The organism is Achromobacter sp. ESBL13, assembly GCF_036668755.1.
GTDB lineage: Bacteria > Pseudomonadota > Gammaproteobacteria > Burkholderiales > Burkholderiaceae_B > Achromobacter.
Genome location: NZ_JAZEVT010000004.1, coordinates 274,442 through 288,262 on the forward strand (window position 1 = coordinate 274,442; position 13,821 = coordinate 288,262).

The 13,821-nt window shown below is 66.3% G+C and carries 16 protein-coding genes; 9 read left to right on the forward strand and 7 right to left on the reverse strand.

Annotated features, from left to right (window positions below):
• The first annotated feature begins 61 nt into the window (after positions 1 to 61).
• Both V6F88_RS18010 and V6F88_RS18015 read left to right on the forward strand, forming a co-directional pair.
• Positions 62 to 829 (forward strand): class II aldolase/adducin family protein, encoded by a 768-nt coding sequence (locus V6F88_RS18010; RefSeq protein WP_046807085.1) that lies wholly within the window; start codon positions 62 to 64, stop codon positions 827 to 829.
• Between the two features lie 82 nt (positions 830 to 911).
• Entirely contained in the window at positions 912 to 1,496 is a 585-nt protein-coding gene (locus tag V6F88_RS18015; protein ID WP_332611438.1) for a YceI family protein, read from the forward strand.
• 33 nt (positions 1,497 to 1,529) lie between these two features.
• Here the strand turns inward: V6F88_RS18015 and V6F88_RS18020 are convergent, their stop codons facing one another.
• The 3 genes from V6F88_RS18020 to V6F88_RS18030 all read right to left on the reverse strand — a co-directional run bounded on the left by V6F88_RS18020 (position 1,530) and on the right by V6F88_RS18030 (position 4,268).
• Positions 1,530 to 1,976, reverse strand: a complete 447-nt coding sequence (locus tag V6F88_RS18020) for an SRPBCC family protein (RefSeq protein ID WP_332611171.1) — start codon at positions 1,974 to 1,976, stop codon at positions 1,530 to 1,532.
• A gap of 74 nt (positions 1,977 to 2,050) precedes the next feature.
• Positions 2,051 to 3,628 carry an FAD-dependent monooxygenase gene (locus tag V6F88_RS18025; protein WP_332611172.1) on the reverse strand — a complete coding sequence of 526 codons (1,578 nt, stop codon included), beginning with the start codon at positions 3,626 to 3,628 and terminating at the stop codon, positions 2,051 to 2,053.
• Positions 3,629 to 3,758: 130 nt separating this feature from the next.
• Positions 3,759 to 4,268: a DUF1993 domain-containing protein gene (locus tag V6F88_RS18030; protein ID WP_332611173.1), complete on the reverse strand. Its 510-nt coding sequence runs from the start codon at positions 4,266 to 4,268 to the stop codon at positions 3,759 to 3,761.
• Between the two features lie 221 nt (positions 4,269 to 4,489).
• Here V6F88_RS18030 and V6F88_RS18035 point away from each other — a divergent pair, with 221 nt between their 5' ends.
• The 3 genes from V6F88_RS18035 to V6F88_RS18045 all read left to right on the forward strand — a co-directional run bounded on the left by V6F88_RS18035 (position 4,490) and on the right by V6F88_RS18045 (position 7,092).
• Complete coding sequence (locus V6F88_RS18035; protein ID WP_332611174.1) at positions 4,490 to 5,365, forward strand: NAD(P)-dependent oxidoreductase; 876 nt, start codon at positions 4,490 to 4,492, stop codon at positions 5,363 to 5,365.
• 61 nt (positions 5,366 to 5,426) lie between these two features.
• Positions 5,427 to 6,392 carry a Bug family tripartite tricarboxylate transporter substrate binding protein gene (locus tag V6F88_RS18040; RefSeq protein ID WP_332611175.1) on the forward strand — a complete coding sequence of 322 codons (966 nt, stop codon included), beginning with the start codon at positions 5,427 to 5,429 and terminating at the stop codon, positions 6,390 to 6,392.
• 31 nt (positions 6,393 to 6,423) lie between these two features.
• Positions 6,424 to 7,092, forward strand: a complete 669-nt coding sequence (locus tag V6F88_RS18045) for an RraA family protein (protein ID WP_332611176.1) — start codon at positions 6,424 to 6,426, stop codon at positions 7,090 to 7,092.
• A 12-nt stretch (positions 7,093 to 7,104) separates the two neighbouring features.
• Here V6F88_RS18045 and V6F88_RS18050 read toward each other — a convergent pair whose 3' ends face one another.
• Both V6F88_RS18050 and V6F88_RS18055 read right to left on the reverse strand, forming a co-directional pair.
• Positions 7,105 to 7,467, reverse strand: a complete 363-nt coding sequence (locus V6F88_RS18050; RefSeq protein ID WP_332611178.1) for a hypothetical protein — start codon at positions 7,465 to 7,467, stop codon at positions 7,105 to 7,107.
• Positions 7,468 to 7,485: 18 nt separating this feature from the next.
• The gene (locus V6F88_RS18055) at positions 7,486 to 8,151 is read right to left on the reverse strand and encodes a GntR family transcriptional regulator (protein WP_332611180.1); all 666 of its coding nucleotides are present in this window, start codon (positions 8,149 to 8,151) and stop codon (positions 7,486 to 7,488) included.
• A gap of 155 nt (positions 8,152 to 8,306) precedes the next feature.
• On the opposite strand from V6F88_RS18055, the gene V6F88_RS18060 reads away from it, so the two are divergent.
• On the forward strand, positions 8,307 to 9,173 hold the full coding sequence (locus tag V6F88_RS18060) for an alpha/beta hydrolase (protein WP_332611181.1): 867 nt from the start codon (positions 8,307 to 8,309) through the stop codon (positions 9,171 to 9,173).
• Between the two features lie 51 nt (positions 9,174 to 9,224).
• Here V6F88_RS18060 and V6F88_RS18065 read toward each other — a convergent pair whose 3' ends face one another.
• Positions 9,225 to 10,583 carry an ATP-binding protein gene (locus V6F88_RS18065; protein WP_332611182.1) on the reverse strand — a complete coding sequence of 453 codons (1,359 nt, stop codon included), beginning with the start codon at positions 10,581 to 10,583 and terminating at the stop codon, positions 9,225 to 9,227.
• On the reverse strand, positions 10,580 to 11,248 hold the full coding sequence (locus tag V6F88_RS18070) for a response regulator transcription factor (protein ID WP_332611183.1): 669 nt from the start codon (positions 11,246 to 11,248) through the stop codon (positions 10,580 to 10,582). Before V6F88_RS18070 ends, V6F88_RS18065 begins: the two co-directional genes overlap by 4 nt.
• 142 nt (positions 11,249 to 11,390) lie before the next feature.
• Between V6F88_RS18070 and V6F88_RS18075 the strand changes: the two genes are divergently transcribed.
• The 3 genes from V6F88_RS18075 to V6F88_RS18085 all read left to right on the forward strand — a co-directional run bounded on the left by V6F88_RS18075 (position 11,391) and on the right by V6F88_RS18085 (position 13,784).
• Positions 11,391 to 12,149 (forward strand): MipA/OmpV family protein, encoded by a 759-nt coding sequence (locus tag V6F88_RS18075; RefSeq protein ID WP_442880335.1) that lies wholly within the window; start codon positions 11,391 to 11,393, stop codon positions 12,147 to 12,149.
• Positions 12,150 to 12,280: 131 nt separating this feature from the next.
• On the forward strand, positions 12,281 to 13,327 hold the full coding sequence (locus V6F88_RS18080) for a Dyp-type peroxidase (protein ID WP_332611186.1): 1,047 nt from the start codon (positions 12,281 to 12,283) through the stop codon (positions 13,325 to 13,327).
• A 259-nt stretch (positions 13,328 to 13,586) separates the two neighbouring features.
• On the forward strand, positions 13,587 to 13,784 hold the full coding sequence (locus tag V6F88_RS18085) for a hypothetical protein (RefSeq protein ID WP_332611188.1): 198 nt from the start codon (positions 13,587 to 13,589) through the stop codon (positions 13,782 to 13,784).
• Positions 13,785 to 13,821: the final 37 nt, after the last annotated feature.

The following is a 13,821-nucleotide window of genomic DNA, read 5'->3' on the forward strand; positions in this document are numbered from 1 at the left end:
ATCATTGCCGCAAGCGCCTTCGGCATGGACCCCAAGACGAATCAATAACACTGGAGACGGGATGGACACGGTAAGCAAACAGGGCGCCGGCGTGCGCGAACAAGTCAGCGCAACGGAATGGCAGGTCCGCACAGACCTTGCGGCCTTGTATCGGCTGGTGGCGCTATTTGGCTGGGACGATCTGATCTTTACGCACATCACCGCCAAGGTGCCGGGCACCGAGCATTTCCTGATCAATCCCTACGGCATGATGTTCGACGAGATCACGGCGTCCAGCCTGGTCAAAATCGACCTGCACGGCAACAAGGTGATGGATTCGGAATACGACATCAACCCGGCCGGCTTCACCATCCACAGCTGCATCCACGCGGCCCGCAAGGACGCGATGTGCGTGCTGCACACGCATTCCATCAACGGCGTGGCGGTGTCGGCGCAAAAAGACGGCCTGCTGCCTCTGTCGCAATTCGCCTTCATCGCCCTGCGCTCGCTGAGCTATCACGACTACGAAGGGCTGGCGCTGAACCCCGAAGAACAGCCGCGCCTGGTGCGCGACCTGGGCAGCAACAATTACCTGATCCTGCGTAATCACGGCCTGTTGACGGTGGGCCAGACGATGGCCGAAGCGTTCCAGGCCATGCACCGCCTGGAAGCCGCCTGCATGGCGCAGGTGCGCGCGCAGGCCGGGGGCGGCGAATTGATCTTCATCCCGCCCGAGGTGCTGGCCCGCGCCGCGGTTGAATCGCCCGCCGACCGCGCCTACAAGGCCTCGTTGGCCTGGCCGGGTCTGTTGCGCCGGCTGGATCGACGGAACCCCGGCTACGCGGAATAGGTCTGTCTGGTTTGTCCGCCGTGCCCGGGTCCGCCCGCGCACGGCCCATTCACCATAAGGAGCCTTGATGAAGCTGACTTCGATGAAGCTGATCCCGACCCTGATGCTGGGCGCAGGCGCGCTGGCGTTGTCCGCCCAGGCCGTGGCCGAGCCGGTCACCTACGACATCGACCCCTCGCACACCTATCCCAGCTTCGAGGCCGACCACTTCGGCGGCCTGTCCACCTGGCGCGGCAAATTCAACAAGTCCCAAGGCGTGGTGGTGCTGGACCGCCAGGCCCGCACCGGCACCGTCGAGGTCACCGTCGACATCCACTCGGTGGACTTCGGCCACGACGAGATGAACAAGCACGCGCTGGCGCCCGACATCTTCGACGCCGCGCGCTACCCCACGGCCACCTTCAAGGGCAAGTTCACCAAGTTCGACGGCGACCGCCCCGAAGAAGCCACTGGCGACCTGACGCTGCGCGGCGTCACCCGCCGCATCACGCTGGACATCGACGACTTCAAGTGCATCCAGCACCCCATGGAAAAGCGCGAGGTCTGCGGCGCGGACGCCTCCACCGAATTCAACCGCAAGGATTTCGGGCTGGATTTCGGCCTGGACATGGGCTTCAAGCCCGAAGTGGAACTGAAGATCCAGGTCGAGGCGGGGCGTCGGGGGTAGGGGCTGATCCTGGCGCGTGACGTCCCAGCCGGCCTATTCCGCCACTTCAGGCTCGACCAGCCGGGCCAGTTGCAGCAGGGATTCCTGCCAGCCCAGGTAGCACATTTCGGTGGGGATGGCGGCGGGGATGCCGCTTTGCTCGATGGTGATTTCCGTGCCGCACGACACCTTGCGCAGCTGGATGGTCGTCATCATTTCGCCGGGCATGTTGGGGTCGTCGAAGCGGTCGGAATAGCGCAGCTTTTCGCCAGGGACCAGTTCCAGGTATTCACCGCCAAAGGCGTGGATCTGGTTGGTGCCGAAGTTTCGGAACGACATCCTGTACGTGCCGCCCACCTTCGCGTCCAGTTGCTGGACCTGGCAGGTAAAGCCGTAGGGGGGCAGCCATTTGGCGACGGCGTCGGCCTCCAGGAAGGCGCGGTAGATGCGGTCGGGCGGGGCGCGCAGGACGCGGTGGAAATTCACGGTGCCGGTAGTCATGGTGGATTCGCCTTGCGTAGAGTGGGTCGTACTGATACGACGAACCGGGCGCGCCCATATCGACAGGGCTCGTCCTAGGAAAAACCCTGAGAACGCAGCTGCTCCACATACGCCGATAAGGCTTGGGCGTGGCGCTCGTCCGCGCGGAGCCCGACGTGGCCGTCCGCCCGCACCACCAGCAGCACGATCTTGTTCACGCCCAGCTGGCGGGCGGTGTCGGGCGACAGGTACGCGTCCACGTTGGATACCTCGGCGTTGGCCGTCAGCGCGACAACCACCTCGATGATGGGGCCGTCCGACAGCGCCACGGTGTCGCGGTGGACCTGCGCCAGCTCGTCTTGCGGCGTGGCGCTGCCCCCGATCAACAGCGCCGTGTGGCCCAGCCGCTTGGTGTAGTCGTGCAGCTTGCCCGAGCCGCCTGACGCGAATTCGATGGGCAGGTGGTCGGGCAGGCGTTGCCCGGGCGACACGCTGCGTTGCGCATCGCCCATCACGATGGGCGAGCCCGCGTAATCGATGTCCAGCTCGGCCTCGGCCACGGCCTCGTGATGGCGCGTGGCGGGGTCCGAGAACGCGGCGCGGATAGCGGCGTCGCGCTGGCGGCGGGCCTCCGGATCCATGACCATCTGCGCGTTTTCGGCGGCGTCGCCCGACGCCATGACCTGGTCCGCCACCGGCCGGCGTTCGGCGTGATAGCTGTCCAGCAAAGCGTCCGAGCAATGTCCCTGGCAAACCAGCGCCAGCTTCCAGCCCAGGTTGTAGGCGTCTTGCATGCCGCTGTTCATGCCGTGGCCCTGCGCGGGGCTGCATGTGTGCGCGGCGTCGCCGGCCAACAGCGTGCGGCCCAGGCGAAAGCGCTGCGCGACCTTGGTGTGGCAATCAAACCGAGTCGGGTGCGACACGCCTTCAAAGCGGGCCTCGGGCAGATAGCGCTGCAAGGTCTCCAGGGCGTCGTTGACCAGGTCCGACTGCGGCGAACTGGGCCGCAGATAGACGCGCCACCGACGCTGGGGCAGCGCGGTCAGGATCACGGGCGTGGGGTCCAGGTAGGCGTAGTTGGCCTCGAACGAATCGGGCCATCCGGTGATGGCGGCGTCGAATACCGCCCAGGGCTGGTGGATGTCGTGCCCGTCCTGGCCGATACCCATCAGCGCGCGCACGGTGCTGTGGTGGCCGTCGCAGCCGACGACCCATTGGGTAAACACTTTGGACCGGACACCGCCTTGCTCAATGGTGGCCAGCACGCCGTCGGGGCGCTCTTGCAACCCGACCAGCTTGGTGGCCCGCGTGACGCTGCCGCCCAGGGCTTGCAAGTGGTCGGTCAGGATGGCTTCGGTGACTTCTTCCGAAATGCCGATATTGAACGGGTAGCGGCTGCCGCACAGCGCCAGGTCGATGTCGCCCAGCACGTTGCCGGCGGCGTGGATGCGCGCGCGGCGCTGCTTGACACCGGCATCCAGCAAGGGCGCGGCAATGCCCAGGGCGTCCAGGATTTCGATGGTGCGAGGGTGGACCACGGTGGCGCGGTCCCAGTCCAGCGGCCGTTCGTGCGCGTCGATCAGCAGGCAATCGACGCCGCGCCGGAAAAGCTCCGAGGCGGTGAGCAGGCCGGCGGGGCCGGCGCCCACAATCAGAACGGTCGTCGCGATCATCAAGCTTTCTCCAGTCGGCCCGCCCCGCCCCTGCGTGGGCGTCTGGCGAAATTAGAGCAAGCCGAGGGAAAGCGTCAACGAAAGCGGCCCTCGCCAGATGGGCGAGGGCCGCCTTACCAGTACGTCGGTATCAGTACGCGCCCATGTAGTCGCGCTTGCCGACTTCGATGCCGTTGTGGCGCAGGATGGCGTAGGCCGTGGTGACGTGGAAGAAGAACTGCGGCAGGCCGTAGTGCAGCAGGTAGGCGCTGCCCGACAGCTTCTTTTCCTTGGGCGTGCCCGGACGCAGCACGATTTCCAGCGAGGCGGCTTTTTCGAACTGCTCCGGCGTGAAGGCGCCGACGTGCGCCAGCGTCTTGTTGATCAGTGCTTGCAGCTCGGCAAAGGTGGCTTCGCCTTCGGGCCAGGACGGCACGTCGGCGCCGGCCAGGCGCGAGGCGATGCCCTTGGCGAAGTCGCAGGCGATTTGCACCTGGCGCGACAGCGGGAACATGTCCGGGTACAGGCGCGCGCCCAGGTAGGCGACCGCATCAATGTTCTTGGCCGTGGCGTGTGCTTCGGCCTTCTTCAGCACGTCCGACAGGGCGGACAGCATCTGCTTGATGACGGGGACGGAGGCGTCGTACAGGGGTTGGGTCATGGGGGCTCGCTTGAATGAGGGTAGGCGGGCGCGGGAAATGTCCCACGCGGCTGCGGCAAGACTACCAGCAATTGATGGCGTTCGTTCCCGCTGGTATTTTGTACTTTTAATGTATCCAACATTCACTAATCCCCGGGTTTATACGGGGTATATCTGCCGTTTTTCCTTGCGCTATAACCCCGTATGTATTTTTTGTGTATTTTTTTACGGTTTGGGCGCAAATGAAAATCGCATTGTTGGGTTGTGGGGAAGTGGGCCATTGCTACGCCGAGGCGTGGCGGGCGGGCGGACACCGGATCGTGGGGATCTGCGAGCTGAGGCAGGACGCAGAAATGCAGCAGCGCGCCCAGGCGCATGGCGCCCCATTGCATGCCACCCCCGGCCCGTGGCTGCAAGAGGCCGACATCGTGGCCTCGGCCGTGTTCGGCCACGCCGCGCTGGCCGTCGCCACGGCAGCCTTGCCGCACCTGCGCCCGGACGCGGCGTATGCCGATTTCACGACCGCCAGCGCGGGCGATATGCGCGCCGCGGCCCAGGTGGCGGCGCAGCACGGGGTGCCGTTCACCGACGTGGCCATCATGGGCGCCATCGCGCTGTTGGGCGCGCGCACGCCGCTGCTGTGCGCCGGCACGGGCGCTGAAAACGTGGCGGCCTTTACCGCCGGTTGCGGCGCGCCGGCGCAAGCCATCGACGGTGAGGCCGGCGATGCCGTGCGCTTGAAACTGCTGCGCAGCATCCTGACCAAGGGCATGGAAAGCCTGGCTGTGGAATGTCTGGTCGCCGCCGAAAGCATGGGCCTGCGTGCGTCGTTGTACGAAGTGCTGTCCGACATGGACCGCACGCCGCTCACCACGTTCGTGGATTCGTTTGTGCGTTCGCACGTGCTGCACGCACCGCGCCGGCTGGCGGAAGTGCGCGAGGCCCGGGAACAACTGGTGGATGCGGGCTTGCAGCCGCTGGTGCTGGACGGCGTGGAACGCCTGTTCGCGCGCACCGCCAAGGGCATCGAGGCGGCGCGCGAGGCGGGCTCGTTCAACGTGCCCGATTCGGTGGACGCGCGGCTGGCATGGCTGACGCCGCTGGCCCGGCAATCCTGATTTCTGACAAGGCGGCCCCGCAGAGGGCCGCTTGCATCAACAAAACTTAGAGAGGAAGACAATGACGTCCCTGAAGACTCTGCTGGCGGCCACGCTGCTTATCTCGTCGGCCGCCGCCGGCGCCGCCGACATGGGCACCGCTCCCATCACGCTGATTTCGCCCTTTCCGCCGGGCGGCGGCACCGACACGCTGACGCGCATGATCGGGTCGGCCATTGCCCAGGACACCGGCTGGAACATCGTTGTGGAAAACAAGCCGGGCGCCGGCGGCAACCTGGCGCTGGACGCCACGGCGCGCGCCAAGCCTGACGGCCATACATTGGTGATGGCGCAGACGGACAACATCGTGCTCAACCCGTGGCTGTACAACAAGCTCAGCTACGACACGTTCAAGGATTTCAAGCCCGTGGGCCTGGTGGCCTCGTCGCCCAGCGTGTTCGTGGTGGTGCCCGAGTCGCCCTACAAAACGCTGGACGACGTGGTGAAGGCGGCCAAGGCGCGGCCCGGCCAGGTGTCGCTGGGCATTCCCGGCATTGGCGGCAGCGGCGATTTGATCGGCCACCTGTGGCGCAAGGCGGCGGGCATGGAACTGATGCACGTGCCGTATCGCGGCTGGTCGCAGGCGTTTCCGGATCTGGCCAGCGGCCGCATCGACCTCTACACCGGCTCGGTGGCTTCGTTGCTGCCGCAGATCCGAGGCGGCAAGGTGCGCGCGCTGGCGGTGGTGGCGGACGCGCGTTCGCCCGCCTTGCCGGACGTGCCGACCTTTGCCGAAAGCGGTTTCAAGACCATCAACCAGACCATCTGGTGGGGCTTGATGGCGCCGGGCAAGACGCCGGACGACGTGGTTGCCACGCTGAACAAGGCGCTGAACGCATCGCAGGCCAAGCCCGAACTGGTGAAGAAATTGGAAGACTCCGGCTACAGCGTCATGACGGGCACGCCCGCCGACCTGGCCAAGCGCCATCGCGCCGACCACGACGTGTTCGGCAAGGTCGTGCAGGAAGCCGGCATCCCGAAGCAATAAACCCCAAGATCGAACCCAACAGGAGCACCCCATGATCGGCTTTGACATCCGCCCGCGCCAACGCGCGGTCAGCAGCGATTTCGTCGAGAAATTCCGCCACATCCCCGTGGCCAACATCAGCGATTGCATGTGGCGCATGACGGCGGGCGGCGCGCGCCTGCGCCCCATGCATGACGGCACGTTGCTGGCCGGCCCGGCCGTGACGGTGCGCACGCGCCCCGGCGACAACCTGCTGGTGCACAAGGCCCTGGAGTTGGCGCAGCCGGGCGACGTGGTGGTGGTGGACGCGGGTGGCGACCTGACCAACGCCATCATCGGCGAAATCATGACCACCTATGCGCAGACGCGCGGCCTGGCGGGCATTGTGATCAACGGCGCCATCCGCGACTGCGGCACCATCCGGCGCGGTTCCTTTCCGGTGTACGCGGCGGGCGTCACGCATCGCGGGCCGTACAAGGACGGGCCGGGTGAAATCAACGTGGTGATCTCGCTGGACGGCATGACGATCGAGCCGGGCGATTTGATCCTGGGCGATGAAGACGGCCTGCTGGCGCTGCCCTACGATCAAGTGCCCGCGCTGTACGAGGCCGCCTCGGCCAAGCACGCGGTTGAAGAAAAGATGCTGGCCCAGATCGCCGCCGGCACGCTGGACACATCGTGGATCGACGCGCGCATGAAGGCGCAGGGCTGGAAGCCGTAGCGGGCAGCCGCCTTAGCGCGGGCTGATACCCAGGCTGCGCAGCAGCCGGTCCTTCAGCCCGCCCGCGTACGCCCAGGACAGCACCGCCAGCACCAGCATGGTCACCGTGAAGTACGCGCGCGCGGCCAGCGGCACGGGGTTCATCTGCGCGATGGTGCGCAGCGGCTCGTAGTTCGTGAAGTCGCTGGCGGCCAGCGTGCTGAACAGCAGCGCCAGCACCGGCCCCGTGAAATGCGGGCGGTCGCCGCGCGCGGGGTCAGCGCCGCGCGACATCCATTGCACCAGACGAAACAGCTGCACCACGATGGTCGCAAGAGGAATGGCGACTGCCAGCAGCAGCACGAAAAGGGCAACCAGGATCTGAGGCGAATTCATAAATATCGGTAAATCCCATCACGCGGCCGTTGCATCGGCCGGCGGCTTGCGCTGGCTGCGAAACAACAGGTGCGTGCTGGTCAGGTGAAAACGCATGGCGATGTCGGCGCAGGCTGCATCGCGCGCGCGCAAGGCGGCGATGATCTGGCGGTGGTGCTCCACGCTGCGCAGCATGTCGTCGTGCGTATAGAAATAGAACGAGCCGATGATGATCGGCATGTCCAGCAGGTTTTCCACCATCGTGCGCACGCGCGCCGATTGCGCCGCGTTCAGCAGCGCGTGGTGAAAAAGGTTATTGCAATGCTGCACCCGCGCGACCTTGTCGGCGTCGTCGGACAAAATGGCATCCAGCATGCGCTGGTTGATCTGTTCCAGGTGGTCGATCTGTTCGGGCGTGGCGCGTTCGGCGGCGCTGCGCGCGGCATAGGGTTCCAGCAGCAGGCGCAGCTCGAACGCTTCGTTGATGTCGCGATCCACCCAGCCCAGCACCTCGGCCCCGCGCCGGCCTTCGCGCTTGACCAGGCCATCGGCGACCAGCCGTTCGATGGCGCCGCGCACTGGCGTGCGGCTGACGGAAAGTTCGGCCGCGATGTGTTCTTCGCGCAGCCGTTCGCCGGGCAGGAACACGCCGGACATCAGGCGTCGGCGCAGTTCTGCATAGACAAGATCGCGGGCGCTGGTCATGGTGAAAAAGGGGGGGTTCCGGGGGGCGCGAAGAGTTCCAGACTATACCCGAAGGCGGCTTGAAAACAGTGGGTTCAAGCCGCCTTGCGAACTTGCCGCGCGCCGTCGTTTATGGCTGAATGAAACCGTCCTGTTTTGAAGAAGACTGTGCCGCCATGGGCAAGAACGCTATCCCTGCATCGCCGCGGCCCGCCGAGCTTGCCATCGGCTTGCCGGCCGCCGACATCCAGCACCACGTTGTCACCGCGCCGGACGGCAAGCGCGCTTATCGCGTGTCGGTCTGGACGCCGCCGCTTGGCCCGGTCCCTTCCACCGGCTATCCACTGGTGATCATGCTGGACGGCAACGCGGTGTTCGACAGCCTGACACGCACGGACGACGCGTTGCCGGCGGGGCAGTCGTTGCAAGCGGTGGTGGTGGGGGTGGACCATGAGCCACGCGACCACGCCGACGCCAAGCCGTTCGACCCGAAGGCCAATTTGGCCGAGCGCTCGTACGACTACACGCCGCCATCGCCCGGTGCGGATGCGCCACGCGGCGCGCCGAACAATCCGCATGCGGTGGGCTGGGCCAAGCGTGGCGGTGGCGCCGATCAATTCCTGGATTTGCTGCTGCAACACATCGTGCCGCTGGTGCAGGCGCGTTATCCCGTGGACCCGGGCAACCGCAATCTGTACGGCCATTCGTATGGTGGGCTGTTCGTGCTGCACGCGGCGCTGACGCGTCCGCGGGCGTTTCAGCGCTATGTGGCGGCCAGCCCGTCGATCTGGTGGAACAACAATTTCATTCTGCAAGCGCTGGCGTCGCCCTCGCCGGTGTTGCCGGCCGGCATTGACATAACGGTGATGGCGGGCGCCGAGGCCAAGGGTCAGGACGCCCTTCCCGACAGCCCTGAAAGCGTCGTGCGCGCGCTATCCCGGATCACGCATGTGCGTGCGGACTTGCAGGTGTTTCCGGGCCTGGGGCACGGCGCAATGCTGCCGGCTTCGCTGGCGGCGACGCTGCAACGGTATGTCAAGTAGCGCCAACGACAGCACCCGCAACGCTACGCCTATAGCGCTACGCCTACAGCGCTACACCCGCCGGGCAAATGTGATCGTCAAGCTCACGCCGCGTCCAGCCGGCCCCAGCCCCGGCCCCCATTCGATCCGCGCGTCGTGCGCCTTGGCAATCTGCGCGACCAACGACAAGCCGATGCCGCTGCCGTGTTCGGTGCTGCCGGGCAGGCGGTAGAAGCGGTCGAACACGCGTTCGCGTTCGCCCGGCGCGATGCCCGGCCCGTCGTCCGACACGCTAAGGCAAGCGCCGCCCGCCACCCGCGGCCCGCAACGAATCTGGATGCGGCCGCCGGCCGGTGTATAGCGCAGCGCATTGTCCAGCAGGTTGCGCACCAGCACGCCCAGGGCGTCCACATTGCCCGGCACGGACACGGCTTCGGTGTCCAGCGCAATGCGCTGCCGCCGCGATGTGGCCTGCATTTCGCTGTCGCGCGCGATCATTTCCGTCAGCCGGTCCAGCGGCACGGGCTCAATCGCGCTTTCGTCCTGCGCCTGCGTACGTGCCTGTTCCAGCAATTGCTCGGCCAGCCGCGCTGTGCGCATGGCGACCTGGCGCAATTGCCCGACGGCTTGCGCGCGCGCCGCGTCGGTATCGCTGCGCAGCGCCAGCTCCGCATACGCGCTTAACGCCGCCAGCGGCGTGCGCAGTTCGTGCGCCGCGTCGGCCACGAAACGCCGCTCGCGATCCAAAGAGGCCGACAGGCGTTGCAGCAGGTCGTTGATGGCGCCGACAAAGGGGCGCAATTCTCCCGGCATGCCCGCCGTGGGCACCGGCGTCAGGTCCACGCCGGTGCGATGCAGGATGGCGTCGCGCGCGCCGTCCACGGGACGAAACGCGCGCCGGATCACCAGCCACGTCAGCGCCATCAGCATCAGGAACAGCACGCTTAGAAACCACAGGCTGTTCCACATGCGCTGGGCGGTTTTCTGCCGCAGTTCTTTGACGGACTTGGCGAACTGCACCTGCACGCGGCCGTCGGCGTCCGACACCGCGTATGCGCGCCACGGCTCGCCTTGCAGGATGATGTTGCGATAACCCTCTTTGTAGTCCGGCACCAAGGGCTCCGCGGGCGCCCAGGGCGATTGCAGGACCAGCCGCTTGTCGGCCAGCGACCAGGCCTGGAAGTTGGCGGTCTCGCCGTCCATCCGGGCGGGCGCGGACAATTCAAAACGGTCTTCGCGCGACGGCTGCGCTTCCAGCAGGCTGGTGGGAATCGACACCAGCGCCTTTTGCGCGCCGTAGCGCAGGCCCTGGTCGAACATGCCGGTTTCAGCGCGCGTCTGTTGTACGTAGATCAGCGCAAACACGATCAGCCACGTGGCCAACATGGCAAGCAGCAGGGTGATGGCCACCCGCCGGCGCAGCGTCATCATGGCGCGGTGTCCGCCACGATGCGATAGCCCAGGCCGTGCTGGGTTTCGATCAGCCCGTCGCCCAGCTTGCGCCGCAGTTGGTGGATGTACACCGCCACCGTGTTGCTTTCGATGGTGCCGCTGCTGCCGTACACCGCCGTTTCCAACTGGTCCCGGCTGACCGTGTGGCCCATGCGCTGCATCAGCGCCAGCAGCGTCTGGTATTCATGCGCGCTCAAGCTGACTTCGCGGCCGTCTTGCCTGACCACGCGGCCGGCCGGTTCCAGCACCACGTCGCGGCATCGCAGCGCCGACACCACGCTGTTGCTGCTGCGGCGAAGCACCGCGCGCAAACGCGCCAGCAGCTCGTCCAGCTGGAACGGCTTGACCAGGTAATCGTCGGCGCCCGCGTCCAGGCCCTGGATGCGTTCGCTGAGGCGGTCGCGCGCCGTGATGATCAGCACGGGAGTCGTGTCGAAACGGCCGCGCAGCGTCTTCAGCAGCGCCAGCCCGCTGCCGTCGGGCAGGCCCAGGTCCAGCAGCACGGCGTGATAGCCGTGATCCACCAGCGACAGCTGCGCGTCGGGCAGGTTGCGCACCCAATGGACGGTGGCGCCGTCATCGGCCAGGCCCGTGTGCAGGGCGTCGCCCAGCATGGGGTCGTCTTCAACAAGCAGGATACGCAAACACACTCCACGCGACGGCCCCCGCGCCAGGCGGCGAGCCGGTCTTAAAGAAATTTTAAAAGTTGCAGCAGACAATTCGGCCCGATCCCGTGGGCGCACGCCCACGGCCAACGACACGAATGAAAAGGAAGCCCTGATGCGGATGGGTATAGTAGCAAGCGGCCTGATGGCGGGCGCGGTGCTTGGCGGGGCCGGCGTGGCCCAGGCGCAGGGTGCCAACGGCATCGGTTTGGGGGTCGGAGCCATTCCGGTCTATGAAGGGTCCAGCGAATACCGTGCCTTGCCCGTGCCGCTGATCAACTACCACTCCGGCAACTTTTTCATCACGCCGCGCGTGGGCCTGCCGGCGATGGGGCTGAAGACGTCGCTGGCCACCGACCTGGACGCGGGCGTCTTCGTGGGGCTGGGCCTGGGCCGCAAGGCGGACGACGCCGACCGTACCAAGGGGCTGGACGACATCAAGTTCCATGGCGCCTACGGCGCCTATGTGGAATGGCGGCCGGGCCGGTATTCGCTGGGCGCGGGCTACAAGCAGGCGGCGCGCCGCGGTTATGGCGGCACGCTGGAACTGCGCGCCTCGTATGCCGCCCTGATGACCGAGCGGAACCTGGTGCAGGTTGGCGTCCGGACCGAATGGGCCAACCATGACGCCATGCAGACCTGGTTCGGCGTGACGTCCTCGCAAGCGGCGCGCAGCCGCGAAGGCTTGTCGACGTATTCGCCGTCCTCGGGCTTCAAGTCGGCGGCGCTGTACACCACCTGGACCTATCGCATCGACCCCAGCTGGAGCACCGTGTCCACCCTGGGCGTAAGCACCTTGCTGGGCGATGCGCGCGACAGCCCGCTGACCGAGCGCAAGACGAATATGTTCGGGTCGGTGGGCGTCATGTATCGCTTCTAAGGCGCGACGGCGGGGCAGCGCGGCGGCAGGGCGCCGGGGCAGCGTTATTTTGTTCAAGAAAACGCACTGGGGCACGGATACAATTTCCGCCAGAATTCCCTGGATGTTTCCTCATTCCCTTGAGCCTCGCCATGCCCGCCACTTCGCCCGACCTTCCGCCTGAACCCCAAGCCGTGCACAGCCCGACGACGCGGCACGCGATTTTTATCGTGGCCACGATCAACCCCGGCGCCGACGCCGCCCAAACCGTGCGGTCGTGGTGCGAAGACGTGGCCGCGCGCGTGCGCACCGTCAACACGCGGTCGCCGCAGGAAAACCTGTCCTGTGTGTGCGCGTTCGGCTCCGACGCGTGGGACGCGCTGTTCGGCCGGCCGCGTCCGGCCAACCTGCATCCCTTCCGGGTGTTCGGCGAAGGCGCGCGCGTGGCGGTGGCCACGCCCGGCGACATCTTGCTGCACATCCGCGCCGACGCCATGGACCTGTGCTTTGAAGTGGCAACGTTGTTGATGCAAGACCTGGGCGACGCCGTGACGGTGGTCGACGAGGTGCACGGCTTCCGCTATTTCGACCGCCGCGCCATCATCGGTTTTGTGGACGGCACCGAAAACCCCGAAGGCCGCGAAGCCGTCAACTTCACCGTCATCGGCGATGAAGACGCCGAATTTGCGGGCGGCAGCTACGTGCTGGTGCAAAAGTACCTGCACGACATGGCGGCCTGGAACGCGCTGACGGTGGAAAGCCAGGAAGGCGTCATCGGGCGCCACAAGCTGTCCAACGTAGAACTGGACGATGACATCAAGCCGGCGTCCTCGCACAGCGCGCTGACCACGCTGGAAGAAAACGGCCAAGAGATCAAGATCCTGCGCGACAACATGCCGTTCGGGCGCGCCGGCATGGGCGAGTTCGGGACGTATTTCATCGGCTACGCGCGTTCGCCCGCGCCCATCGAGCAGATGCTTGAAAACATGTTCGTGGGCCGTCCGGCGGGCAACTACGACCGCTTGCTCGATTACAGCCGGGCCGTGACGGGCGGGCTGTTCTTCGTGCCGTCGGTGGAATTGCTGGAGCAGTTGGCCGAACGCGCGCCAGTCGTCGCTGTTGTGCAGGACGACGCCGCGCCGGTGGTGGCAAGCGCGCCGGTCGCGCCGGTCGCGCCGGTCGCGCCCGTCGCGCCGTAAGGGGCGAAGGCCGGCGGCGGCAATATCTTGCGCGCTGGCCCGGTGCCGCACAGGCGCGCAGGGCGCAGGAACGCCATTCTCTACGACTAAAGACCGATGCGCCGGCCTTGCCCCGCTGCTACTGTCCGCCCGGAGCAGATCGGCATTGCCGGCCACGGCGCTTTCCGATTGCATCGTCACGCGGCGAATGCCGTGCGGTTGCTGCTGCTCAGCCGAGGCCGACGCGGTTTTCTTCGTCGGCAAGCAGCAGGAGAATCGCATGAAGACAAGCCATCATCCGGATACGGCCAGCCAGGCGCAAGACGCCCAGGTCCAGGCGTTGACGGCGCAAGAAATCCAGCAGGTCAGTGGCGGCTACGGTCAAAGCCGCTCGTTAGGCGTCGCCGTGCCGCAGCGTAGCGTCCCCGGTCAGGGTTCGGTGCTCTCGACGTCCCGCAAGACCCTGTTCAGCCACTGATGCCGAGGTGCGCGGCGATACCATCGCCGCGCATTTC

Bases quoted from the DNA above. Each gene is read 5' to 3' on its own strand.
- V6F88_RS18065 (WP_332611182.1), bottom strand. From the start codon at position 10,583: ATGATGACGCTGCGCCGGCGGGTGGCCATCACCCTGCTGCTTGCCATG.
- V6F88_RS18030 (WP_332611173.1), bottom strand. From the start codon at position 4,268: ATGACCCAACCCCTGTACGACGCCTCCGTCCCCGTCATCAAGCAGATG.
- V6F88_RS18040 (WP_332611175.1), top strand. From the start codon at position 5,427: ATGACGTCCCTGAAGACTCTGCTGGCGGCCACGCTGCTTATCTCGTCG.
- V6F88_RS18025 (WP_332611172.1), bottom strand. From the start codon at position 3,628: ATGATCGCGACGACCGTTCTGATTGTGGGCGCCGGCCCCGCCGGCCTG.
- V6F88_RS18085 (WP_332611188.1), top strand. From the start codon at position 13,587: ATGAAGACAAGCCATCATCCGGATACGGCCAGCCAGGCGCAAGACGCC.
- V6F88_RS18075 (WP_442880335.1), top strand. From the start codon at position 11,391: ATGGGTATAGTAGCAAGCGGCCTGATGGCGGGCGCGGTGCTTGGCGGG.
- V6F88_RS18010 (WP_046807085.1), top strand. From the start codon at position 62: ATGGACACGGTAAGCAAACAGGGCGCCGGCGTGCGCGAACAAGTCAGC.
- V6F88_RS18055 (WP_332611180.1), bottom strand. From the start codon at position 8,151: ATGACCAGCGCCCGCGATCTTGTCTATGCAGAACTGCGCCGACGCCTG.
- V6F88_RS18080 (WP_332611186.1), top strand. From the start codon at position 12,281: ATGCCCGCCACTTCGCCCGACCTTCCGCCTGAACCCCAAGCCGTGCAC.
- V6F88_RS18015 (WP_332611438.1), top strand. From the start codon at position 912: ATGAAGCTGATCCCGACCCTGATGCTGGGCGCAGGCGCGCTGGCGTTG.
- V6F88_RS18045 (WP_332611176.1), top strand. From the start codon at position 6,424: ATGATCGGCTTTGACATCCGCCCGCGCCAACGCGCGGTCAGCAGCGAT.
- V6F88_RS18060 (WP_332611181.1), top strand. From the start codon at position 8,307: ATGGGCAAGAACGCTATCCCTGCATCGCCGCGGCCCGCCGAGCTTGCC.
- V6F88_RS18020 (WP_332611171.1), bottom strand. From the start codon at position 1,976: ATGACTACCGGCACCGTGAATTTCCACCGCGTCCTGCGCGCCCCGCCC.
- V6F88_RS18050 (WP_332611178.1), bottom strand. From the start codon at position 7,467: ATGAATTCGCCTCAGATCCTGGTTGCCCTTTTCGTGCTGCTGCTGGCA.
- V6F88_RS18035 (WP_332611174.1), top strand. From the start codon at position 4,490: ATGAAAATCGCATTGTTGGGTTGTGGGGAAGTGGGCCATTGCTACGCC.